21 protein-coding genes are annotated in these 22,450 nt (G+C 56.4%); 6 read left to right on the top strand and 15 right to left on the bottom strand.

The features are described 5' to 3' along the window. Positions 1-15: 15 nt before the first annotated feature. The 4 genes from AC6I7A_RS01440 to soxR all read right to left on the bottom strand — a co-directional run bounded on the left by AC6I7A_RS01440 (position 16) and on the right by soxR (position 4,709). On the bottom strand, positions 16-1,665 hold the full coding sequence (locus AC6I7A_RS01440) for a Na+/H+ antiporter (RefSeq protein WP_058957004.1): 1,650 nt from the start codon (positions 1,663-1,665) through the stop codon (positions 16-18). 145 nt (positions 1,666-1,810) lie between these two features. Continuing rightward, positions 1,811-3,160: an NCS2 family permease gene (locus AC6I7A_RS01435; protein ID WP_058957003.1), complete on the bottom strand. Its 1,350-nt coding sequence runs from the start codon at positions 3,158-3,160 to the stop codon at positions 1,811-1,813. A gap of 358 nt (positions 3,161-3,518) precedes the next feature. Then, positions 3,519-4,184, bottom strand: a complete 666-nt coding sequence (locus AC6I7A_RS01430) for a glutathione S-transferase (protein WP_058957002.1) — start codon at positions 4,182-4,184, stop codon at positions 3,519-3,521. Between the two features lie 39 nt (positions 4,185-4,223). After that, positions 4,224-4,709 carry a redox-sensitive transcriptional activator SoxR gene (soxR, locus tag AC6I7A_RS01425; RefSeq protein ID WP_009092590.1) on the bottom strand — a complete coding sequence of 162 codons (486 nt, stop codon included), beginning with the start codon at positions 4,707-4,709 and terminating at the stop codon, positions 4,224-4,226. Between the two features lie 100 nt (positions 4,710-4,809). On the opposite strand from soxR, the gene soxS reads away from it, so the two are divergent. Both soxS and AC6I7A_RS01415 read left to right on the top strand, forming a co-directional pair. Then, positions 4,810-5,235 (top strand): superoxide response transcriptional regulator SoxS, encoded by a 426-nt coding sequence (gene soxS / locus AC6I7A_RS01420; protein ID WP_058957001.1) that lies wholly within the window; start codon positions 4,810-4,812, stop codon positions 5,233-5,235. A gap of 254 nt (positions 5,236-5,489) precedes the next feature. After that, the gene (locus AC6I7A_RS01415) at positions 5,490-5,771 is read left to right on the top strand and encodes a YjcB family protein (RefSeq protein WP_009092592.1); all 282 of its coding nucleotides are present in this window, start codon (positions 5,490-5,492) and stop codon (positions 5,769-5,771) included. A 72-nt stretch (positions 5,772-5,843) separates the two neighbouring features. Here the strand turns inward: AC6I7A_RS01415 and AC6I7A_RS01410 are convergent, their stop codons facing one another. Together AC6I7A_RS01410 and AC6I7A_RS01405 are read right to left on the bottom strand one after the other, a co-directional pair. Continuing rightward, on the bottom strand, positions 5,844-6,794 hold the full coding sequence (locus AC6I7A_RS01410) for an ATP-grasp fold amidoligase family protein (RefSeq protein WP_033736441.1): 951 nt from the start codon (positions 6,792-6,794) through the stop codon (positions 5,844-5,846). Positions 6,795-6,802: 8 nt separating this feature from the next. Continuing rightward, a complete protein-coding gene (locus tag AC6I7A_RS01405) occupies positions 6,803-8,059 on the bottom strand; it encodes an oligosaccharide flippase family protein (RefSeq protein WP_033736443.1) in 1,257 nt (418 codons plus the stop codon). A 525-nt stretch (positions 8,060-8,584) separates the two neighbouring features. Between AC6I7A_RS01405 and AC6I7A_RS01400 the strand changes: the two genes are divergently transcribed. After that, complete coding sequence (locus AC6I7A_RS01400) at positions 8,585-8,980, top strand: transposase (RefSeq protein WP_009092595.1); 396 nt, start codon at positions 8,585-8,587, stop codon at positions 8,978-8,980. A gap of 924 nt (positions 8,981-9,904) precedes the next feature. On the opposite strand, the gene AC6I7A_RS01395 is transcribed toward AC6I7A_RS01400, so the two are convergent. Both AC6I7A_RS01395 and AC6I7A_RS01390 read right to left on the bottom strand, forming a co-directional pair. Further along, a complete protein-coding gene (locus AC6I7A_RS01395) occupies positions 9,905-10,864 on the bottom strand; it encodes a DMT family transporter (RefSeq protein ID WP_058957000.1) in 960 nt (319 codons plus the stop codon). 76 nt (positions 10,865-10,940) lie between these two features. Further along, positions 10,941-11,768, bottom strand: a complete 828-nt coding sequence (locus AC6I7A_RS01390; protein ID WP_009092597.1) for an AraC family transcriptional regulator — start codon at positions 11,766-11,768, stop codon at positions 10,941-10,943. Positions 11,769-11,890: 122 nt separating this feature from the next. Here AC6I7A_RS01390 and AC6I7A_RS01385 point away from each other — a divergent pair, with 122 nt between their 5' ends. Next, complete coding sequence (locus tag AC6I7A_RS01385) at positions 11,891-12,412, top strand: isochorismatase family protein (protein WP_058956999.1); 522 nt, start codon at positions 11,891-11,893, stop codon at positions 12,410-12,412. Between the two features lie 72 nt (positions 12,413-12,484). Here the strand turns inward: AC6I7A_RS01385 and ssb1 are convergent, their stop codons facing one another. Beyond that, the gene (gene ssb1 / locus AC6I7A_RS01380; RefSeq protein ID WP_058956998.1) at positions 12,485-13,027 is read right to left on the bottom strand and encodes a single-stranded DNA-binding protein SSB1; all 543 of its coding nucleotides are present in this window, start codon (positions 13,025-13,027) and stop codon (positions 12,485-12,487) included. A 224-nt stretch (positions 13,028-13,251) separates the two neighbouring features. Here ssb1 and uvrA point away from each other — a divergent pair, with 224 nt between their 5' ends. Together uvrA and AC6I7A_RS01370 are read left to right on the top strand one after the other, a co-directional pair. Next, positions 13,252-16,080: an excinuclease ABC subunit UvrA gene (uvrA, locus tag AC6I7A_RS01375; protein ID WP_046101018.1), complete on the top strand. Its 2,829-nt coding sequence runs from the start codon at positions 13,252-13,254 to the stop codon at positions 16,078-16,080. A gap of 234 nt (positions 16,081-16,314) precedes the next feature. Next, positions 16,315-17,379, top strand: a complete 1,065-nt coding sequence (locus tag AC6I7A_RS01370; protein WP_009092601.1) for an NAD(P)-dependent alcohol dehydrogenase — start codon at positions 16,315-16,317, stop codon at positions 17,377-17,379. Positions 17,380-17,417: 38 nt separating this feature from the next. Here the strand turns inward: AC6I7A_RS01370 and AC6I7A_RS01365 are convergent, their stop codons facing one another. From AC6I7A_RS01365 to dnaB, 6 genes are all read right to left on the bottom strand, one after another. Next, positions 17,418-17,753 (bottom strand): MmcQ/YjbR family DNA-binding protein, encoded by a 336-nt coding sequence (locus AC6I7A_RS01365; RefSeq protein WP_009092602.1) that lies wholly within the window; start codon positions 17,751-17,753, stop codon positions 17,418-17,420. Further along, entirely contained in the window at positions 17,753-18,172 is a 420-nt protein-coding gene (locus AC6I7A_RS01360; RefSeq protein WP_009092603.1) for a secondary thiamine-phosphate synthase enzyme YjbQ, read from the bottom strand. The genes AC6I7A_RS01365 and AC6I7A_RS01360 overlap by 1 nt, the downstream gene beginning before the upstream one ends. Before the next feature lie 119 nt (positions 18,173-18,291). Beyond that, positions 18,292-19,485: an amino acid aminotransferase gene (locus AC6I7A_RS01355; RefSeq protein WP_009092604.1), complete on the bottom strand. Its 1,194-nt coding sequence runs from the start codon at positions 19,483-19,485 to the stop codon at positions 18,292-18,294. A 38-nt stretch (positions 19,486-19,523) separates the two neighbouring features. After that, complete coding sequence (locus AC6I7A_RS01350) at positions 19,524-20,138, bottom strand: YitT family protein (RefSeq protein ID WP_009092605.1); 615 nt, start codon at positions 20,136-20,138, stop codon at positions 19,524-19,526. A gap of 241 nt (positions 20,139-20,379) precedes the next feature. Further along, entirely contained in the window at positions 20,380-20,859 is a 480-nt protein-coding gene (locus AC6I7A_RS01345) for an Lrp/AsnC family transcriptional regulator (protein ID WP_009092606.1), read from the bottom strand. 129 nt (positions 20,860-20,988) lie between these two features. Next, positions 20,989-22,395 carry a replicative DNA helicase gene (gene dnaB / locus AC6I7A_RS01340; protein WP_009092607.1) on the bottom strand — a complete coding sequence of 469 codons (1,407 nt, stop codon included), beginning with the start codon at positions 22,393-22,395 and terminating at the stop codon, positions 20,989-20,991. Positions 22,396-22,450 lie beyond the last annotated feature (55 nt).

The raw sequence follows: 22,450 nt of genomic DNA, 5'->3' as shown, positions 1-22,450 counted from the left end.
CGCGCCCGTTACGGATTACTCCTCTTTTTCGATCAGCAGCGCTTCCAGCAGGTCCAGGTCGTGCAGTAATTTCTGCATCGTCTCATTGGAGATCTGCTGAGTGGCGCGCAGATGATAGACCTCGGCGCGTTCGGCGCGCAGCCCGGTCAGGCGGAAGCGACGCTCCAGGTTTTCAGCGAACAGCGCATGTTCGAGGTCGTTCTTCCCTTCGGCGCGACGACGTAAGTTGCCGATCACCCGCAGGCTCACCTCTTTCAGCAGCTCCGGATCGATATTCTCTTCCGACTCCTTCTCCAGCCGCTCTTCCATTTTGTGCAGGCTCTCAATCGCGGCTCCGGCCATGACGGCACGGGCGTTCTGCAGTTCGCGGCGATGCGCACCCTTGTCGATGGTATCGATGCCGCGCAGCAGAATCGGCAGGATCACTACGCCCACCAGCAGCGAGAACAGAATCACCCCGGTCGCAATAAACACCAGCTCATAGCGCGCCGGGAAGGGTTCGCCATTGCTCAGGAACAGGGGAATAGAGAGCACACCCGCCAGGGTAATCGCACCGCGGACACCGGCAAAAGAGGCGATCAGCAGTTCGCGCAGCGAATAGTTGGAGAACTCCAGCGGCTTCTTCTTCAGCAGGCGTTTGCTGAAGCGCTGCATAATCCACAGCCAGCCGAAACGCACCAGCATCAGCGCCAGATAGACCAGCGCGATATCAGCGAACAGCATCCAGAGTTCGACGTTAGGATCGACCTGCGCCTGGTCAACCGAGGTCTGCAGAATGTCCGGTAACTGCAGGCCAAGCATCAGGAAGACCATGCCGTTAAAGACAAACTCCAGCATCTGCCAGACGCTGTTAGCGCGCAGACGCATCGCCAGCGGAGCCTGACGAATAATGCCGGAGCGGGTGATGGTCATACCGGCCGCCACGGCGGCCAGGATGCCTGACACACCCAGATGTTCGGCAATCAGGTAAGAGGCGAACGGCAGCAGCAGCAGCAGAACGGTCTGGGTCGCCGGGTCGTCACCGCTCCAGCGGCTGAGCAGGCGCAGCGATTTCCCGTAGAGCCAGCAGACCGCTACACCCGCCACCAGACCACCGACGGCGACTTTCAGGAATTCGATGCTCGCGCCGCCCCAGGTAAAGACCATGGTGCCCATGGCGACAGCCACGGCAAACTTCAGCGACACCAGGCCCGACGCGTCGTTCATTAGTGCTTCACCCTGCACGATCGACATAATCTTTTTAGGGATGCGGCCTTCGCCGACGATGCCGGAGAGCGCCACGGCGTCGGTGGGCGACAGCACCGCCGCCAGTGCAAAAGCGGGGATCAGCGGAATACCTGGCACCATCCAGTAGATGAGATAGCCGATACCAATTACGGTAATCAGCACCAGCGCCAGCGCTAAGCCGATAATTTCACGACCGTGATGCAGGAACTCACTGATCGGCGTCTTCCAGCCATCCGCGAACAGCAGCGGCGGGATGAACAGCACCAGAAACAGTTCCGGGTCAAAGTCGACATGCAGACCAAACGTCGGCCAGGCCAGCAGCGCACCTGCGGCGATCTGGACAAGGGGTAACGGGATCTGAAAAGGGAGAATGCGGGCCGCGACGCCGGAGAGCGACACGACCAGCGTCATGATGAGAATAGTAAAAAAGATTTCCATGCTTTCCTTAGGCGTCGTTTCTTTCAGTCATTGGTTAAGCGATAAAGTGTAAAACAAACGGCGATGAAGGGTGTCAGCTACGCGTGCGACGAGGAGGAAAAAAGTGAAAAATTCCGGACGCGTTGTTACACGTCCGGTTCAGCAGTCAGATCGCCCAGCCTCCGGCATAAAACGCCACCAGCGCAACGGCAATCACGACGGTGCCGACGTTGAGCCTGCGCCACTCGCCCGCGAAGAGACGGCCCACTACCAGGCTGGCAAACCCAATCATGATGCCGGTCACGATGTTGCAGGTGAGCACGATGATCACCGCCGTTAACAGACCCGACATCGCATCGACAAAATCAGCGAAGTCGATTTTTGCCACGTTGCTCAGCATCAGCAGACCCACATACATCAGGGCAGGTGCCGTGGCGTATGCCGGTACCAGGTAAGCCAGCGGCGACATAAACAGAATGGCCAGGAACAGCAGGCCGACCACAATGGCGGTCAGACCCGTTTTACCGCCCGCCGCCGTTCCCGCCGCCGACTCGATATAGACTGCCGCCGGCGACGCGCCGACCAGACCGGCGAACAGGCTGCTGACAGAGTCCGAGGTCAGGGCACGGCCGCCATTGATGATCTGCCCCTGCTTATCCAGCAGATTGGCTTGCCCGGCCACGGCGCGAATGGTGCCGGTGGCATCAAAGACCGCCGTCATGACCAGTGCCAGCACGCTCGGCAGCACCACCGGCTGCAGGGCACCCATGATATCGAGGCTGAACAGCAGCGACTGTCCCTGCGCATCACGCAGGTCAGGCAGCGCAAACAGCCCGTGATACGTCACCGCCGGGTCAAAGATCAGGCCCAGCAGTGAAATAGCGATAATCGTCAGCAGGATGCCGCCCGGCACCCGGCGCTTCTCCAGCCCGATAATCGCCGCCAGACCCAGCAGCGTCATCATCACCGGAAAGGTGGTGAAGTGGCCCAGGGCGACCGGCAGGCCGGGAGCCGGATTTTTAACGACCAGGCCCACGCCATCCGCCGCAATCAGCAGCAGAAACAGACCAATTCCGACGCCAGTGCCATGCGCCACCCCCATCGGCAGATTGCGCAGGATCCACGCACGGATACCGGTGACGGAGATCAGCGTAAAGAGCAGGCCCATCAGGAACACCGCGCCCAGCGCGACCGGCACGCTGATGTGCTGACCCAGCACCAGGCTGAATGCGGTAAAGGCAGTTAACGAGATCGCGCAGCCAATCGCCATCGGCAGGTTGGCCCATAAGCCCATCAGGATAGAACCAAAGCTGGCGACCAGACAGGTGGCGACAAAGACGGCCGTCGGGGAGAAACCGGCTTTGCCCAGCATCCCCGGCACGACGATTACGGAGTAAACCATCGCCAGAAAGGTGGTGAGTCCGGCCAGAATTTCCTGACGCACGCTGCTGCCTCGCGCCGAGATCGAGAACCAGGCGTCCAGTTTTCCACTGGCCGGGCGTGATTCAGTTGACATAATTGAGCCTCAAAAATTTTTGTTGTGTGGATCGCTCTGCGGCCATCGCTGTCCCTGGAATAAGCGGGTAGACGGTAACCCTGACCGGGCGGACCCGGCAGGCAAACGTTTACCTTGCCGCAGAGTGTGGGTCGCTAAAGGCGGCCGGATAAAAAGGCAGGCGATTATCCGGCGTTTGGCGGCACAGTTTCAACTGTCAGAGGGAGATTGTTCAGCATAAAGATCCGCGGTTCGGGGCGGAAAAGCGTGCAGCCGGGGCCAGTGCAACGCGCTGACGCATTGAAGTTAAAGCGGTTTCTGACGGACGGGGCACCGGCATAGCCGTGAAGAGACACGGCTCGCCGGGCGAAAAAGAGGATCAGCCTGGCAGCGAAAGCTCGCCGCCCTGAGCGATCGCGCGCTGCCAGGCGGCGCGCTGCTGTACGGTCTCTAACCATTTCCGGGTGGCGGGCATCTGATCCAGCCCGGCGCGCTGCGCCAGTGCCAGCAGCGGAAAGCTCATCTGGACATCGGCTATGGAGAAGCGCTCACCGGCAAACCAGGGGTTAGCTGCCAGATGCTGTTCAATCATCTTCATGTGCGGCTTTAGCTGTTTATCCAGATACGCCTTCTGCACCCCTTTTCCGAATGCCGCCCCGACCGGACGCAGCAGCCACGGCACCGGGGCTTTGCCCATCTGCCCGAAGATCAGCTTCATCACCAGCAGCGGCATCAGCGATCCCTCGGCGTAGTGCAGCCAGTAGCGGCACTGCAGACGTGACGACTCATCACTGATTTTCAGCCGGAAGGTGTGATCGTAGTTCTCTTCCAGGTATTCCAGGATGGCTCCCGACTCGGCCACAACCCGGTTGCCGTCGGTAATCACCGGCGATTTCCCCAGCGGATGCACCTTTTTCAGCGCCTCCGGGGCCAGCATCGTCGGTTCGCGTTGATAGCGTTTAATCTGGTACGGCACTTCCAGCTCTTCCAGCAGCCACAATACGCGTTGCGAGCGCGATTGCTCAAGATGGTGAACGGTGATCATCATGATTCCCTGTGTTTTGACCTCTCCTCAGTATAGACGTCACTCCACATCCGGATGTTTATCATCCTGTTCCGGGTCCAGCAGCACCGCACCCGACCCCTGCTCGCCCAGCCGGTCGCCGGGATTACGCAGCGGGCAGTCGCGCATCGACAGGCAGCCGCAGCCGATACATCCATCCAGATCGTTGCGCAGGCGGGTCAGGGTTTCGATGCGCTTATCCAGCTCTTCGCGCCAGTGCCGGGTCAGCGCATCCCATTCCGGTGTCGACATCCGTTTGTCAGCCGGGATGTGATCGAGACTGTCGCTGACCGTCGCCAGCGGAATACCGATGCGCTGAGCAATCTTGATAATCGCCACGCGTCGCAGCACGTCACGACTGTATCGCCGCTGATTGCCGCTGTTACGCGTACTGAAAATCAGCCCTTTGCTTTCATAAAAGTGCAGTGCCGACACCGCCACACCACTACGGCGCGCCACCTCACCCGGTGTTAACACCGGTTTTGGATAGTTGCGTTCTTTTTTCATCAGGCCCTTTACCTCAAGTTAACTTGAGGAATTATACTCCTTCTCTATCAAAACGACGAAACTCCCTATATCACTTATTAAGCACCAGAAGGATGAGGCCATGATGCAAGAAGAGATCATTCATTCCCTGACGCACTGGATTGACCAGAACCTCGACAAGTGTCTGTCGATCGATGAAGTTGCCGCTAAATCGGGTTATTCAAAATGGCACCTGCAGCGTATGTTCCGTACCGTGACGAAACAGACGCTGGGTGGCTATATTCGTGAGCGTCGCCTGACACTGGCAGCAGAAGCGCTGTCGCAGACACAGCGCCCGGTTTTTGATATCGCAATGCAATATGGCTACGACTCGCAGCAGACCTTCTCCCGCGTGTTTCGCCGTCAGTTTTCGCAGACGCCAACTGCCTACCGGCATACCATGCGACGTCAGGCGATTCAGCGCCCTCGCCTGCTGAGCTTTGGCTGCAACGACGGCATTGGCAGCTATACCCAGCGCACCACCGGTGAGTGCTGTCCGGTTCGCTGACCGGCAGATGCGCCTGCAACAGGCGCATCTGACTGAATTTCCCGCATTTCCTTCCCTGCCGTTCATTTTTCCCCCGATCCAGCTGCCATACCAGAGTCAAATTTTGTTCAAAATTTAAAATCGGGTGATATAATGTGACCCAAGTCACACTTTGAACCTGGTTTGACGGCGAAAAAGCCCCTCCTGACACGCTTTTCTGCCGCCGGTGATGTCCGCGAATTGTCAGGAATCCTTACTGATATTGAGGTCCACCGATGGCCACGTTAACCGCCAGTTTTCTCGTTATGCGCTGGGAGTTGCTGAGCGCAGTTCTGATGTTTTTTGCCAGTACCCTGAAAACCCGACTGCGTCAGGATAGCCGTCATGTGATGGCATTTATGTGTGGCGGGATTGGTTTAGGTGTGACCTGCTGGTTTGTGACGGGGCTGATGGGCATTACCCTGAGCATGGAAAACGTGCATAACTTCCTGGAAATCTCAAAGCATGCGTTTATTGATGTGATGAGCCAGGCACCTGCTGACTGGCCGATGCCCTGATCGATCGCGATAATCCCCAATCGACAGGCATAAAAAACCCCGCTGCGCGGGGTTTTTTATATTGCTGTGTGTTTAAATTTTCTTCAACATGGCAGGGATGTTCACATCCTGCACTGTAACGCCCGGGCTCTGCGTTCCGCGGCGGTCCTGAATCCACATATCTCCCATCATCTGATTTAAACCGCGATCCAGTCCGGTGACCAGTCCTGCACCCGGGGTGAAGGTCAGTTCGCCAAAGTAGATCCGCTCGTCATGGATATACCAGTCCACGCGCACATAATCGAAATCACTGGCCAGCTTCTTGCTCAGTTCGAGCGCATGTTCCAGTGACGGCATGATCGGTGAGACATCCAGCCCGGTGTCACGAATCTTGTGATACGCCTCCTGGAGGTTGTTCACGTAGAAATTCATCGACAGCAGCGGCTGGCAGCGGTTGTAGATCACCTGCAGCACATATTCAAACCGGCCATCACGCTTGTTGAACATATGGAACTTGTAATCGATCGGCGCGCTTTTGCCATCACCAATGTACTTCTCCACCAGAATACGTGGCTTGATGTAGCGATAGTGAATCTCACGCGCTTCGTTGGCGAAGTCGGTCTTCAGCCAGCGATAGCAGTCATGAATGATCTGCTGCTTGCGCAGGGCATCCGGCTCTTCCAGCAGAATCTCTACCATGTTGGAGGCGTGGTTCGGTTTGATCACCGTCCCCTTCCAGCAGGGTAAGCTGTTCAGCGTGGTCGGGTCAGTGGTTTCGTGTACCAGCGGGATCAGGTACTCATCACCGATTTTCTCAGCAATGAATTCGCGCACCGAGTACTTATCTGACAGGCGACCGTAGTTCTGGTAATCGCCGAAGATAAACTTACGGTACAGCACCTTCTCGTTGAACACTTTTGGCTGACGCAGATTGGGCAGTTTTCTGAACTTGTGGAAGTAGTAGATGCGATCCTGATAAGCCCAGGGCATCTTCTTAATAAAATACTGCACACTTCTTCTGAGTTCTTCTTTCAACTTGAGCATATCTGACCTCATTTGTAGGTTTTGTAGTTGAGTGAGGAAACCTGAATCTTTTGAATGACGCCGTTTTTAAAGAAGTAATTCATTACGGTCAGGGACAAAAGTTCTGAAAGGAAAACGCTCCACGCGGCCCCCATGATGCCGTGACCCTGGATCAACCACCAGGAGAGCGGCAAACTGATGACCATCAGACAGACGATTTTCCTCAGCAGGTAATTGAATCCTCCCTCTTTAACCATGTAGCGATAGGCTACGGTCCCCATTGCCGAAAAGCTGGTGGCTATCGACAGCAACGTAATGAGACTTCCTGACTGTGTGTATTCCGGCCCGTACAACGCGATGATGATCCGCTCGCCGAAGAGCGAGATGATCAGCAGCATCAGCAGTGAAACCGCCATAACATAACCATTGAGCCGGGCGGCAAGCTTAATGGCGACCTCGCCGCGCTCCCTGAAAATTTCAGTGAAGCAGGAGGTGATGAGCGCCACCGGGATAAAAATCCAGGAGGCGGAAATGGTATTCGCCGCCGCAAACAGGCCGAGGTCGCGCGCCGGCGCGGTGCCTGCCAGAAACATCTGCGCCGCTTTCACCTGCACAGAGATGAAGATGCTGGAGATGGCCAGTGGTAGACCGGCATACATCAGATAACGCACATAGGTGGTACGCTTTTCGCGCGGCGGCATCTGGTCCTGATGATCCTGATAGAAGTTGTGACGCTTAATCAGGTAAGGCACCAGGGTCACCGACACAATGGAGAGCGTCAGCCAGAGCGGATTGAGGCGCAGCCAGGCGATGGTAAAGCTGATGCCGAAACTCAGCAGCATGCCTGTCGCATTGGCAACGGTATTCAGGCGCGAGGCCAGCCGCGCATTGTTGTAGACGCTGAACGTGTCCTGGGTGACAAAAACGGACGCCACAAATGAGGCCAGTGCAAATGCCAGAAAATTTTCCTGCATGTTGTACCAGACCCAGATTAAGACTGGCACCGAAGTGACCAGTAACAACACCATCCGCAGCGTCCGGGCGATGCTCATCAGACGCAGGCCTTTTGAGGCATTTTTGCTGACACGCTTAAACAGAATGGTTTCGGTGCCAAAGATGGCAACGGTTTGCACCATTGCAAATAGTGAGGTTGAAAACGCCATCTGGCCAAACACCGTTGGGCCAAAGGATTTTGCCACGTAAGACGTCACAAAAATGACGCCAAATACGGAGATGATCTTTTCAGACATCATCCAGGCGGCATTAGACATTACGCTCAATTTCATCGACTCTTCCTTAGTATTACTCAACTACAACCGCTTCGGTACAACATCCCTGTAACGAATTAATAAGCGCGCAGTAGGCCTGGCGAAAATGTAAGACTTCAGACTAAGCTGGTCCGAAAATTGAGAAGTTGATCATAATCCGGAGAGTGAATTCAGGATAATTCTTATTATATCTGGCGCGAATCACTTCAAATGGAAACGATTTCAGGCTGAAAATAACCCAACCTTAAACGGCCACAACCCCCCTATTATTCGGGTCGGTCAGGCTAAATATCCGGTTTACGTTTAATTTTTCCGTATTCGGGATGCGATGAATTTATAACAAAAATCCGCCTCCAGGAAGGCGCGGCCTGCGGATAAGAATAAAATAAGATTTATCCCATGATGATATTTATTCTAAATATCTTAATTTAGGCTTCGCTATTCCATTGGCGCACTTTAATACTGCATTAATAGAATCTTACAGTGCCAGAAATTATTAAAGTCATTCTCATCCATTAATCGATAAGAAAGGTAAGAGCATTTATGAGAAAGTCACGATACAGCGAAGATCAAATCACAAATGCCATTAAAGCTTCTGAATCGGGCGTGAAAGTCAGAGAGATTTGTGAAGAGTTAGGCATCTCTGAAGCCACGTTCTACAGCTGGAAGAAGAAGTTTTCTGGGTTGTCTTCGGAAGAAGGCAGAAAAATCAAGGAGCTGGAAGAAAAACTGCAGAATGCGACGCGTGAGCTGCAGACCCTCAACTCGGATAAAGAGATGCTGCAGAGCGTGCTTAAGCACTTCTTTACCACGAATGAAAAGCGTCAGGCTGTAGACTTTCTGCAGACCACGTTTGACATCGGCACCCGCCGCAGCTGCCGCCTGCTGGATATCAGCCGCAGCGTTTACCATTATCCGTCAGGCACGGAGAACCGATAACCCCCATGCTACCGCGCTTACCAGACTTAACGCTGAGATTTGTTCTTACCAGAAGAGATGAAGATCATTTAACAGGACAATTGCGGCACCCCTTTCCGCTCCATTTATAACTAATGAATGGCTTCACGGCTAAGCTTCTTTTTTTGCGGTAAAATTGATTCACAACAGCAAAAGTCTCGCATTCTACGCCGATTCTTCCCCTCCCAATCTCGTTTTAGCGGGATTGGGCCTCCTCTTTTTTTGTTAAGTGCTGCTAAACCCCACTACCAAAGCGTCTGGATAACATTAAGACGCTTTAAACTTAGAACGAAAAATAATCACACTTCTTTTAAGTTAATCCTGGCCCTAACCCAAACTTTTTGCGGTTACGCTTTAATTCCTTTGCGTGCCTTTTCCGCAATAGTTTCTCCAGGATTAATCCGGCATAAATAGTTTATTGCTCCTTATCACTAACGTTATGTGGCTATCTTTTCACTCTCTTCATTGCGCATCATTGATGCCACAGATTAATCTTTAATTAAAAACGCAGCGGCGGAATTTTCTTACTCATTGAATGTGGAATGAAGTTAATAGTGGTTTTTAGCGGGCATAACTCAGGGTCACAATCCAATAAAATGCGGCAGAGAAAAGCGTAACGTCCATAATGCTGCGCTTTTTTTCCTGATTTATGGGCGCTATCTGTGCAGGAAATTGCATCCCGGCGGTAAACGATCCGCCTTCAGCGGGTGAAAAGTGCCGTTTTTTTGCTGACCGGGGGTGGATGGCAGGGGTTAACCCGACGAGATTTTCCCCCTTCGCATCGCATGAAATCGATTTCGCGGCAAAAATCTGTCGGACAGAGTGCAAATCGGGATAGGGTTTTGTCTTAAAAAGCCGGGCAAAGCGGGCTTCGCACGGCCAGTTTATTCCAGAGATCGGTGTGGGTTATCCGCTGAGGGCAACCACCCGCGGCTGTGGTTTGATACGCATTGCCCACAGCACGCCAGCCATCAGACAGGCAATGCCGATAACGGTGAGCAGAGGTGGCCAGCGTTGATGCCAGAGAAAAGTCCATAACAGACCGAACAGGATCTCAAAAACAATCAGCGGCCCCATCAGTACCGTGGGCAGACGCTGGCTGGCGGCGTTCCAGCACAGGCTGCCGAGCCAGGAGCAGAGCAGGCCAATCGCCAGCATCAGAGAGATAAACACTGACGGATGTGGCCCGAACGGCAGCGGGAAGTCAGGCTGTTGCCAGGCGATCTGAACGCTGACCAGCGCATACAGGGTCAGCGCCATCGGCAGCGTCACCAGCCCCTGCGCCGTCGCCCAGGTCGAGGGTCGCAGTGCGGGATGAGTGCGCAGCCAGCGGGCATTGCGCAGCGGATACCAGGTCCAGCAGACCACCGCCAGCAGTGCCAGCACGATGCCGGTCAGGTAACGACTAAGATCCAGCGTTGCGCCCTGGCTCCGCAACTCCGCCGCATTGACGCAGAGCAACCCGGCCGCCATCATCACCAGCGCCGGAAAGAGCCGCCGCCAGGGCAGACGTCCTTCAAGATGGCCGTAACAGAGATTGGCGGTAACGGCGATCACCACCGGCAGTGTGCCGATAATCATGGTGGAGACCGGCGCGCCGGTGCGCTGAATAGCATTGGCCAGAAACGCATAATAGAAGAGGTTACCCACCAGCGAGAGTTTCACTGCCTCGCGCCAGTCGGCCCGCCCCAGCTGGCGCAGTCGGCGGCGATCGTGCCAGGCCAGCGGCAGCGCAATCAGCCCGAACGCCACATAACGTCCCGCCGACTGCAGTGCACCAGGGTAGTCAGGCACCAGCAGCGGCCCGACAAAGATCAGCCCCCACATCAGCCCCGCGGTAACGGCAAACATAACACCAGCAAACATGACTTTTTCCCGTATAGCTTTTTTTCACAGTGTGGCGGGAGTGAAGGAGGAAGGCTTGTAGCAGATTGCGGTTGTGTCAGGGCTGGCGCACCTGTTTCTGATAGCGGCCAGGCGTAATGCCATAGCGGTTAGCAAAGGCGCGGGTCAGATGAGCCTGATCGGTTAACCCGACGGCCGCTGCGACACTGGCAGCGGCTTCGCCCTGTGCCAGTCGCTGTTTGGCATCATAGAGGCGGAAAGCCATCAGCATCTGATGCGGCGTGACGTGATAGTGCTGGCGGAAAGCGCGTAAGAAGTGCCACGGCGACAGCGAGGCCAGCGCCGCCAGCTCCTCCAGCCGCACCGGTTCCGCCAGATTTGCCCGCAGAAAATCACGCACCTGATCAAAGCGATGCCCTCCCTCGGGCCTGCCCGGTGACGACATCCGCGCCAGCGGGCGAATCTGCAACAGCAGTTCGGAAAGCAGACTCTGGCGCGCCAGTCCGGACTCCGCCTGCCAGAGTGCGGCCAGCGTGCGGGAGAGCGGCTGCGCGATGCGCGGATCGGTCAGCAGCGCCTCGTTAAACCACCAGCCGCGATCGCCGGTCAGTTCATCCATCAGCTGCGGCTGAATGTAGATCATCTGATAGCGCCAGCCCTCGTCACAGGCTGACTCACCGGTATGCAGCTCATCCGGATTCATGGTCACCAGCGAGTTCACCGGCGCGGTATATTCGGTGCCGCGATAGCGAAAACGCTGCGCACCCGCCTCAATCGTGCCAATGCCAAAGGCTTCATGGGTATGGGGTTCAAAAGCGTAGCGGGAGATGTGAGCCTGATAGAGTTCCACACCGGGCAACGCGGCCGGTTGCTGAAACTGTGCGCGGTCTTTTTCACAGGGAAAAACAGCCGGAACACCTTCCACTTCTCTCTCCTTATTTATCCGATGTCGGATTAGCATGCCTGCGACCGGGGGGAAAATGCAAAAGATTGCTATCCGCCGCGCCGCAGGTAACACTGTTTTTTTCTCATTCTGAGGGAGTCAGCATGGCACAGCGAGTCGTCATCGTCATTGATATGCAGAACGGCGTGTTCAGCACACCACGTTTCGATAAAGCAGGCCGGGTTGACCGGATCAACCGGCTGACCGATCGCGCCGATATCATCCTCTTTATTCAGCATCGTGAAGGCACGATGTGCGAGGGCGACCCCAGCTTTGATCTGCTGCCGGAACTGGTTCAGCCTGCGGGCGCGCATTACGTGACGAAAACGGCCTGCGACAGCTTCTGGCAGACAGAGCTGGCCGCGCTGTTAAAGCGTCTGGAGGTGGAGGCGTTTGTGGTGTGCGGCTGTGCGACCGACTACTGTCTGGATACCACAATTAAAGCAGGGGCCAGTGCGGGCTATGCGATTACCGTGGCGGCGGATGCGCACACCACCGCCGATCGCCGCTGGGTCGGGGCCGAAGCGCTGATTAATCAGCACAACGAGGTGTGGGCCTCGCTGCTGATCCCTGGCAACGTGCCGCGCGTGCTGAGCACGGATGCCGTGCTGGCGGAATGGTCATAGCCCCGGCCGGCCGGGGCCGCGCATAAAAAAAGCCCGCATAGCGGGCTTTTTAAACGCGTCAGGCCAGATGAATCAGAACGGAATATCGTCGTCAAAATCCATTGGCGGTTCGTTGTTGTTGCTGGTAGGCGCACTCTGCGGCTGCTGCGGACGGGACTGCGCGCCGCCGCTGAACTGATTGTTGTTGCCCTGCGGCTGCTGCGGCTGGCCCCAGCCATTGTTGTTGCCACCACCCTGCGCGCCTGCAGCGGCATTACCGCCCTGCTGACGGCCGCCCAGCATCTGCATGGTGCCGCCGACGTTAACCACGACTTCGGTGGTGTAACGTTCCTGGCCACCCTGATCCTGCCATTTACGGGTGCGCAGCTGACCTTCGATGTAAACCTGAGAGCCTTTGCGCAGATATTCACCCGCGACTTCAGCCAGTTTTCCAAAAAGCACCACACGGTGCCACTCGGTGATCTCTTTGTTTTCACCGGTCTGCTTATCACGCCAGCTCTCCGACGTAGCCAGCGTAATGTTGGCAACAGCGCCACCATTTGGCATATAACGTACTTCCGGATCCTGACCCAGATTCCCGACAAGAATCACTTTGTTAACGCCACGACTGGCCATGTTGCTGTCTCCCGATGAGTTAATGCATTCAGTCTAATCCATCAATTCTAACACGTCCTGCTCACTGTTTCCCACTTTCGAGCCGCGTTCCGGTTTTAATCCTTCGCACGTCCGGACCACAGAGTACTGGATATTTATTCAGTCTATTTTTTGTGCCATAATGACACGTTTATTCTGGCCGTGTCGGCAAGGCGCGGTGAGTGCTGCTAATCCGGGAAAGGTGAATGGATAAGATCGAAGTTCGTGGTGCCCGCACCCATAATTTGAAAAACATTAACCTGACCATCCCACGCGACAAACTCATTGTGGTGACCGGCCTGTCAGGCTCCGGTAAATCCTCACTGGCGTTTGATACGCTGTATGCGGAAGGTCAGCGCCGCTATGTGGAGTCGCTCTCTGCGTATGCGCGCCAGTTTCTTTCGTTAATGGAGAAGCCGGACGTCGATCATATCGAAGGTCTGTCGCCCGCCATCTCTATTGAACAGAAATCCACCTCGCATAACCCGCGCTCGACGGTGGGAACCATCACCGAGATCCACGACTACCTGCGTCTGCTGTTTGCCCGCGTGGGCGAACCGCGCTGCCCGGACCACAACGTACCGCTGGCGGCGCAGACCGTGAGCCAGATGGTCGATCAGGTTCTGGCTCAGCCGGAAGGCCGCCGTCTGATGCTGCTGGCACCGGTGGTGAAAGACCGCAAGGGTGAGCACACCAAAACGCTGGAAAATCTGGCGACGCAGGGCTACATCCGCGCGCGTATCGACGGCGAAGTGTGCGACCTGTCAGATCCGCCGAAACTGGAGCTGCAGAAGAAACACACCATCGAAGTGGTGATTGACCGCTTTAAAGTGCGTGACGATCTGGCGACGCGCCTGGCCGAGTCCTTTGAGACAACCCTGGAGCTCTCAGGCGGCACGGCGATCGTGGCGGACATGGATGACAGCGAGGCCGAAGAGCTGCTCTTCTCCGCGAACTTCGCCTGCCCGATTTGTGGTTACAGCATGAGTGAGCTGGAGCCGCGCCTGTTCTCCTTTAACAACCCGGCAGGCGCCTGTCCGACCTGCGATGGCCTGGGCGTACAGCAATATTTCGATCCGGATCGCGTGGTGCAGAACCCTGAGCTCTCTCTGGCCGGTGGCGCAATCCGTGGTTGGGACCGCCGCAACTTTTACTATTTCCAGATGCTGCGTTCGCTGGCGGACCACCTCAGTTTTGATATTGAAGCGCCGTTCGGCAGCCTGCCCGACAACGTGCAGAAAGTGATCCTGTACGGCTCTGGCAAAGAGAGCATCGAATTTAAGTACATCAACGACCGTGGCGACACCTCGGTTCGCCGTCATCCGTTTGAAGGCGTGCTCAATAACATGGAGCGCCGCTACAAAGAGACCGAATCCTCAGCGGTGCGCGAAGAGCTGGCGAAGTTCATCAGCAACCGCGCCTGTGCGAGCTGTGAAGGCACCCGTCTGCGTCGCGAAGCGCGCCATGTCTTTGTCGAAGATACGACGCTGCCGACCATCTCTGAGATGAGCATCGGTCACGCGATGTCCTTCTTTGAAAATCTGAAGCTAAGCGGCCAGCGTGCGCAGATCGCCGAAAAGGTGCTGAAAGAGATTAGCGATCGCCTGAGCTTCCTGGTGAACGTCGGCCTGAACTACCTGTCGATGTCACGTTCCGCTGAAACCCTTTCCGGTGGTGAGGCGCAGCGTATCCGTCTGGCGAGCCAGATCGGTGCCGGTCTGGTGGGCGTCATGTATGTGCTGGACGAGCCGTCAATCGGCCTGCATCAGCGCGATAACGAGCGTCTGCTCGGCACCCTGATCCACCTGCGCGATCTCGGTAACACCGTGATTGTGGTTGAGCACGATGAAGATGCGATTCGTGCCGCCGACCACGTGATCGACATTGGTCCGGGTGCAGGCGTGCATGGCGGCCAGGTGGTAGCAGAAGGCACCGTGGATGAGATCATGGCGCAGGAAGCGTCCCTGACTGGCCAGTTCCTGAGCGGCAAGCGTGAAATCGCCGTGCCGGAGGCGCGGGTGAAGGGCGATCCGTCGAAGGTGCTGAAGATTACCGGCGCGCGCGGCAATAACCTCAAGGATGTCACGCTGACGCTGCCGGTGGGTCTGTTCACCTGCATTACCGGTGTCTCCGGCTCCGGTAAGTCGACCCTGATTAACGATACGCTGTTCCCGATTGCGCAGCGGGCGCTGAACGGTGCCACCATCGCAGAGCCAGCCCCTTACCGCGACGTGGCGGGACTGGAGCACTTCGACAAAGTCATCGACATTGACCAGAGTCCGATTGGCCGCACGCCGCGCTCCAACCCGGCGACCTACACCGGCATCTTCACCCCGGTGCGTGAACTCTTTGCTGGCGTGCCGGAAGCGCGGTCACGCGGTTACACGCCGGGTCGTTTCAGCTTTAACGTGCGCGGCGGACGCTGTGAAGCCTGTCAGGGCGATGGCGTGCTGAAAGTCGAAATGCACTTCCTGCCGGACATCTATGTGCCGTGCGATCAGTGCAAAGGCAAACGCTATAACCGTGAAACGCTGGAAGTGAAGTACAAAGGCAAGAGCATTCACGAAGTGCTGGAGATGACCATCGAAGAGGCGCGTGAGTTCTTTGATGCGGTTCCGGCGCTGGCGCGTAAGTTGCAGACGCTGATGGATGTGGGTCTCTCCTACATTCGTCTCGGCCAGTCCGCCACCACCCTCTCCGGTGGTGAAGCTCAGCGCGTGAAGCTGGCGCGTGAACTGTCGAAGCGTGGCACCGGTCAGACGCTCTACATTCTTGATGAGCCGACCACCGGCCTGCACTTTGCCGATATTCAGCAGCTGCTGGAAGTCCTGCATCAGCTGCGCGACCAGGGCAACACCATCGTGGTGATTGAGCACAACCTCGACGTGGTGAAAACCGCTGACTGGATTGTCGACCTTGGCCCGGAAGGCGGCAGCGGCGGCGGCGAAATCCTGATTGCCGGCACGCCGGAGACCGTAGCGGAGTGTGAGAAATCGCATACCGCGCGCTTCCTGAAGCCCCTGTTACAGAAGTAATGATGCCAGGCCCGCCCCGTGCGGGCCTGCTTATTTCTGCTGCCGGTTCAGCCAGAAAAATGCAGAATCAGGCAAGATTCAGACATGTATAGGCATATACGCCTTTCCCCACGCTGACTATCCTTAAGCGGTTCCTCTTTGGCACGCCCCTGGCGTCGCCCTGTTTTTTGCAGCACCACTGCGCTGCTGCACTTCATCAGAAAACACTCACGACACATCGAAACTGGAGACACCATGAATATTACGCATGCGTATGCTGCTCAGGATGCAAAATCCAAACTGGCACCGTTCGATTATAAGCCGCGTGAGCTGCGCGCCCATGACGTTCAGCTTGAGGTGCTGTTCTGTGGCGTCTGCCACTCAGACCTGCATCAGGCCCGCAATGAGTGGAAAAACACGATTTTCCCTGTGGTTCCGGGGCATGAAATTGTGGGTCGCGTCACCGCGGTGGGCCCACAGACCCAGAAATATAAAGTCGGCGATCTGGTTGGCGTAGGCTGCATGGTGGATTCGTGCCGCAGCTGCCCGAGCTGTCAGCAGGGGCTGGAGCAATATTGTGAAAACGGTTTTGTCGGCACCTACAACGGTGAAGACCGCGAGACCGGTGCGATCACCTACGGCGGCTACTCAACGGCGATGGTTGTGGATGAGAGCTTTGTGCTGCGCATTCCGGAAAACCTGGATCTGGCGGGCGTCGCGCCGCTGCTGTGTGCCGGTATCACGACCTACTCGCCGCTGCGCCACTGGAATGTCGGCCCCGGCAAAAAAGTCGGTATCGTAGGCCTGGGTGGCCTGGGGCACATGGGCGTAAAAATTGCTCACGCAATGGGGGCGCATGTGGTGCTGTTCACCACCTCGCCGTCCAAAATCGAGGATGGCAAACGCCTGGGCGCCGATGAGGTGGTGATCTCCAAAGATCCAGAGCAGATGGCGCAGCACGCCAACAGCTTCGACTTTATCCTGAACACCGTTGCCGCTCAGCACGACCTTAACCCCTTCATCACCCTGCTGAAGCTGGATGGCAATATGACGCTGGTCGGCGCACCTGAGCACGATCACCCGGCTCCGCAGGTGTTTAACCTGATCTTCAAACGTCGCAGCATCGCCGGTTCACTGATTGGCGGTATCGCTGAAACGCAGGAGATGCTCGATTTCTGTGGCGAGCACGGCATCACCTCGGACATCGAACTGATCGCGATGGATCAGATCAACGAAGCCTATGAGCGCATGCTGAAAAGCGATGTGAAATATCGCTTTGTTATCGACATCAACACCCTGCGCGAGCAGTCGGCTGCCTGATCGGGTCGCCTGCACCCTCCTGCTCAGGCAGGGGGGTGTTAAAGCGCGGCCTGGCGCGCGGCGTCAACCTGCTGGAAGGAGGCATCGACCAGATAGTAGATCTGCGAATCCTTCAGCGACCCATCCAGGAACAGCGTGCTCCAGTGTGATTTATTCAGATGCTCGCTTGGAATGATGTCGCTATGCTCTTCGCGCAGCAGCTCTGCCAGCGCAGGCGTCGATTTCAGCGAAACCGCAGGCCGCCCTTTTACCTCATGTACCATCGCAAACAGCACGCCGTTGCTTTTAATCTGCGTGGCCTTCCAGTCACTGTGGACGCTCTGCTCTGCGCCCGGCTTGCTCATGCAATAGGTCAGTAAGTCTGAGTGATTCATCACGATTCCCCTTGTAAAGTGGCGACAATCCGCCTGGCACCGCCCTCAATGCGATGCTCGCCCAGCCAGATACCCTGCCAGGTCCCCAGAACCAGACGTCCCCGCTGAACCGGCAGCAAGAGCGACACGCCCAGGGTCGAGGATTTAATGTGCGCCGGCATGTCATCACGTCCTTCGTAGTCGTGCTGATAAGGCGCATTCTCCGGCACGTGCCGCAGGAAATGCTGCTCCATATCGCTGCGCACCGTCGGATCGCAATTTTCATTTAAGGTTAATGACGCCGACGTATGCTGCAACAGCAGATGCAGCAGACCGGTTTTGATATCACGCAATCCGGAGAGCGAGTCGGTGATCTCATCGGTGATGAGATGAAAGCCGCGCGGCTTCGCGCTCAGCGTAATAGTCTGTTGATGCCACATAGCTTATTCCTGAAACGGTTGCCCCGTTTAAGTGTGCAGCATGTCGCCGAAAGGTAAACCCTGAGCCATAAAAAAACCGCCAGCGCGAGGCGGGCGGTTTGTTCACAGCAAACGTGCCGTTACATCACCGCAGCAAAGGCTTCCGCCACCTGATGCACATTTTTGCTGTTCAGACCGGCCACACACATGCGGCCACTGCCCACCAGGTAGATGCCGAACTCATTGCGCAGGCGGTCAACCTGCTGCACGCTCAGGCCGGTGTAGCTGAACATGCCGCGCTGCTTCAGCAGGTAGTCAAAATTTTTGCCCGGCAGTGCCGTGCTCAGCACCCCGACCAGTGACTCACGCATCGCGAGAATGCGCAGACGCATCGTCTCCACTTCATCCAGCCAGCTCGCTTTCAGCGCGTCGTCGTTGAGGACGCGGGCCACGACCTGCGCACCGAAATTCGGCGGACTGGAGTAGTTGCGGCGAACGGTCGCTTTCAGCTGGCCCAGCACGCGCGCTGACTCTTCGGCGCTGTCACAGACGACAGAGAGCCCGCCTACGCGCTCGCCATAGAGCGAGAAGATTTTGGAGAAAGAGTTGCTGACCAGTGCCGGCAGGCCGGCTGCCGCGACGGCGCGCAGCGCATAAGCATCCTGCTGCATGCCTTCACCAAAGCCCTGATAGGCGATATCCAGGAAAGGAATCAGCTGCTGTGCTTTCAGCACCTCAATGGTCTCATCCCATTGCGCATTGGTCAGGTCAGCGCCGGTCGGGTTATGGCAGCAGGGATGCAGTAACACGATGCTCTGCGCTGGCAGCGTTTTCAGGGTATGGATAAAGGCATCAAAACGCACTCCGTGAGTTTCGGCGTCATACCAGGGGTAGCTCTTCACCTCAAAACCTGCGCCATTAAAAATCGCGATATGGTTTTCCCAGGTGGGATCGCTGACCCAGACGGCCGACTGCGGGAAGTAACGCTTAAGGAAGTCTGCCCCGACTTTCAGCGCACCCGATCCCCCCAGGGTCTGAATCGAGGCGATACGACCCGCCTGCAGCACCGGATGGTCGGCACCAAACAGCAGCGGCGCGATCGCGTTGCGGTAGCTGTTCAGGCCTTCCATGGGCAGATAGAGCGATGCCTGCTTTGGCTCGGCATTGAGCTGCTCTTCAGCAGCCGCTACGGCCTTCAGCTGCGGGATAATGTTCTGCTCGTCGTAGTAAAGCCCGATGCTCAGGTTAACTTTGTGTTCGCGCGGATCTTGTTTAAAGGCTTCCATCAACGACAGAATCGGATCGCCCGCATAGGCATCAACGTTTTGAAACACGGTGTAGGTCTCCATGATTGGTCCAGAGGTAAAGAGGGCTAAACCCGATAGCGTCCCGGACGGTGGTTCATTGCAATAATCAGATTGAGGATCACGGCTCCTGCAATGGAGGCCAGCAGGATGGGACCACTGACCACAAACAGGGACGCCAGCACGACGCAGGTGTCGACCGCCATCTGCAGCTTACCCGCGCGGATCCCAACGCGATCCTGCAGCCACAGCGCCAGAATATTGATGCCGCCCAGGCTCGCCTTATGACGAAACAACACTATAAACCCGATCCCCATGATGACGTTACCGAACAGTGTCGCATAGAACGGATTGAGATCGGAAAAGTGAACGAACAGCGGGTGCAGCTGCGTAAAAAGCGACACCAGCCCGACGGCACAGAAGGTTTTCAGGGTAAATTCCCAGCCCATGCGTTTTACCGCCAGCCAGTAAAAAGGCAGGTTGATCAGGAAAAATGCGCTGCCAAAGGAGAGCGGAGAGAGGTAGCTCAGCAGAAAGGCGATACCGGCAGTGCCGCCCGTCAGGGCACCCGCCTGTTTCAGCATAATGACGCCGAACGAAACCATCAGGGTGCCCAGCACCATCGCCAGCGCATCTTCAATACGCGAATGCGGGACGCGGGAGGGTTCTGCGATGTTATCCATGGGGGTTGTCTCAGTGCAAATGATGCGGTTGCAATGCAAAAAACGCACCATTGCCGCAGCGTCATTCGGCTGCTGGCCGGAGGCTGGTGATATCCCGTTGATATCTAAGGCGCTTTATAACAGGATTTCGTGCATACCTTCCGGTTAAAACCGTCACTCCATGCGCAAAATCCCGTTACGATGCGTATTCTTTGCGTTTATGGTCGCCAGTCTGCACCAAAAACGCACAACACGCACCTTTTTAGCGCGTTTTGTTCGCAGGCAGCATCATCAGGCCATTCTCTTTCATGCGCCCCAGTACCACGGAGGTTTTGACGTGGGACACGCTCTGATGGCCCGCCACTAACTGGCTGATAAGCGCACTGAGGGAGTTAAGATCGGCCACCGCCACTTTAAGCAGATAGTCAGCATCACCGGTGGTTTTGTAGGCGTCGACAATCGCCTCTTCCTGCTCCACCATGCGGTGAAAGCTCTCCACATATTCGGTGGTGTGGTTGATTAAGCGTACCTCTATCAGCCCCACCATCCCCAGCCCGATGGCATCGGGCGAGAGCCGGGCGTGATAGCCCAGAATCAGATTGGCCTGTTCCAGATTGATGCGGCGGCGGGAACATTGCGAGGCGGAGAGGCCAACCAGGTCGCTGAGTTCCTGGTTAGTAAGACGGCCGTTAGCTTGTAATAAAGTCAGGATTTTCAGGTCGTAATCGTCTACGTGAGTCATTCCGTTTCCACAGCGTGAGAGGCGTCGCTTTGTTACAGATAACTCGATAACCGGAGAGGTTGTCCAACACTATTTTCTGATGATGGGAGCTGTCATGCACAGATCGTGCATGACAGCACAAAGCGCAGATTATTCGTCGTCGTATTGCGGGCCGGCGTAGTTGTCGAAGCGTGACCACTGACCGTTGAACGTCAGCCGCACCGTACCGATTGGACCGTTACGCTGTTTACCCAGGATGATCTCGGCGATCCCTTTGAGATCGCTGTTCTCGTGATAGACCTCGTCACGATAGATGAACATGATCAAATCCGCATCCTGCTCGATCGATCCCGATTCACGCAGATCCGAGTTAACCGGACGCTTATCGGCACGCTGCTCCAGTGAGCGGTTAAGCTGCGACAGCGCAACCACCGGCACATTAAGCTCTTTGGCCAGCGCCTTGAGCGAGCGGGAGATCTCCGCAATCTCCAGCGTTCGGTTGTCCGACAGCGACGGCACGCGCATCAGCTGCAGGTAGTCGATCATGATCAGGCTCAATCCGCCGTTTTCACGGTAGATACGCCGGGCGCGCGAACGCACTTCAGTGGGGGTCAGGCCGGAAGAGTCATCGATGTACATATTCTTCTTCTCCAGCAGGATACCCATGGTGCCGGAGATACGGGCCCAGTCCTCATCATCGAGCTGGCCGGTTCGGATGCGGGTCTGGTCGACGCGGGAAAGCGAGGCCAGCATACGCATCATGATTTGCTCGCTGGGCATCTCCAGACTGAAAATCAGCACTGGCTTATCCTGCAGCATCGCGGCGTTTTCGCACAGGTTCATCGCAAAAGTGGTTTTACCCATCGAAGGACGGGCGGCGACGATGATCAGGTCTGAACCCTGCAGGCCAGCGGTCTTTTTATTCAGATCCTGATAGCCGGTGTCGACGCCGGTGACGCCATCGTGCGGGGTCTGATAGAGCGACTCAATACGGGAGACGGTCGATTCCAGAATCTGCTCGATGTTTTTCGGCCCGGCATCTTTATCTGCGCGCGCTTCGGCAATCTTGAAGACGTTCGATTCCGCAAAGTCGAGCAGCTCTTCGCTGTTCCGCCCCTGCGGATCATAACCGGCATCGGCGATCTCGTTGGCAACGGAGATCATCTCGCGTACGACCGCACGTTCGCGCACGATATCGGCATAGGCGCCGATGTTCGCTGCACTCGGGGTGTTTTTCGCCAGCTCAGCCAGGTAGGCGAACCCCCCCGCCATCTCCAGTTCGCCACGGGTTTCCAGTGACTCGGAGAGCGTAATCAGGTCAATGGGCTTGCTGTTTTCCAGCAACCGCTGCATCTCTGAAAAAATCAGCCGGTGCGAGCGGTTGAAAAAATCATTCGCGACGACACGCTCAGAGACGTTATCCCAGCGCTCGTTATCCAGCATTAACCCACCGAGCACCGACTGCTCCGCTTCCAGCGAATGCGGGGGCATTTTCACGCCAGCCAGCTGGCGATCCTGCGTTTCGTTCGATTTGTTGGTGGGTTTATTTCCTGCCATAGTGAATGCATTACCGATCTTCTGTGGGGACGCGCAAGTATACCTTAGTTGGGGT

Source organism: Type-F symbiont of Plautia stali, from assembly GCF_059731105.1.
This window is presented reverse-complemented; position numbering and strand designations above follow the sequence as displayed.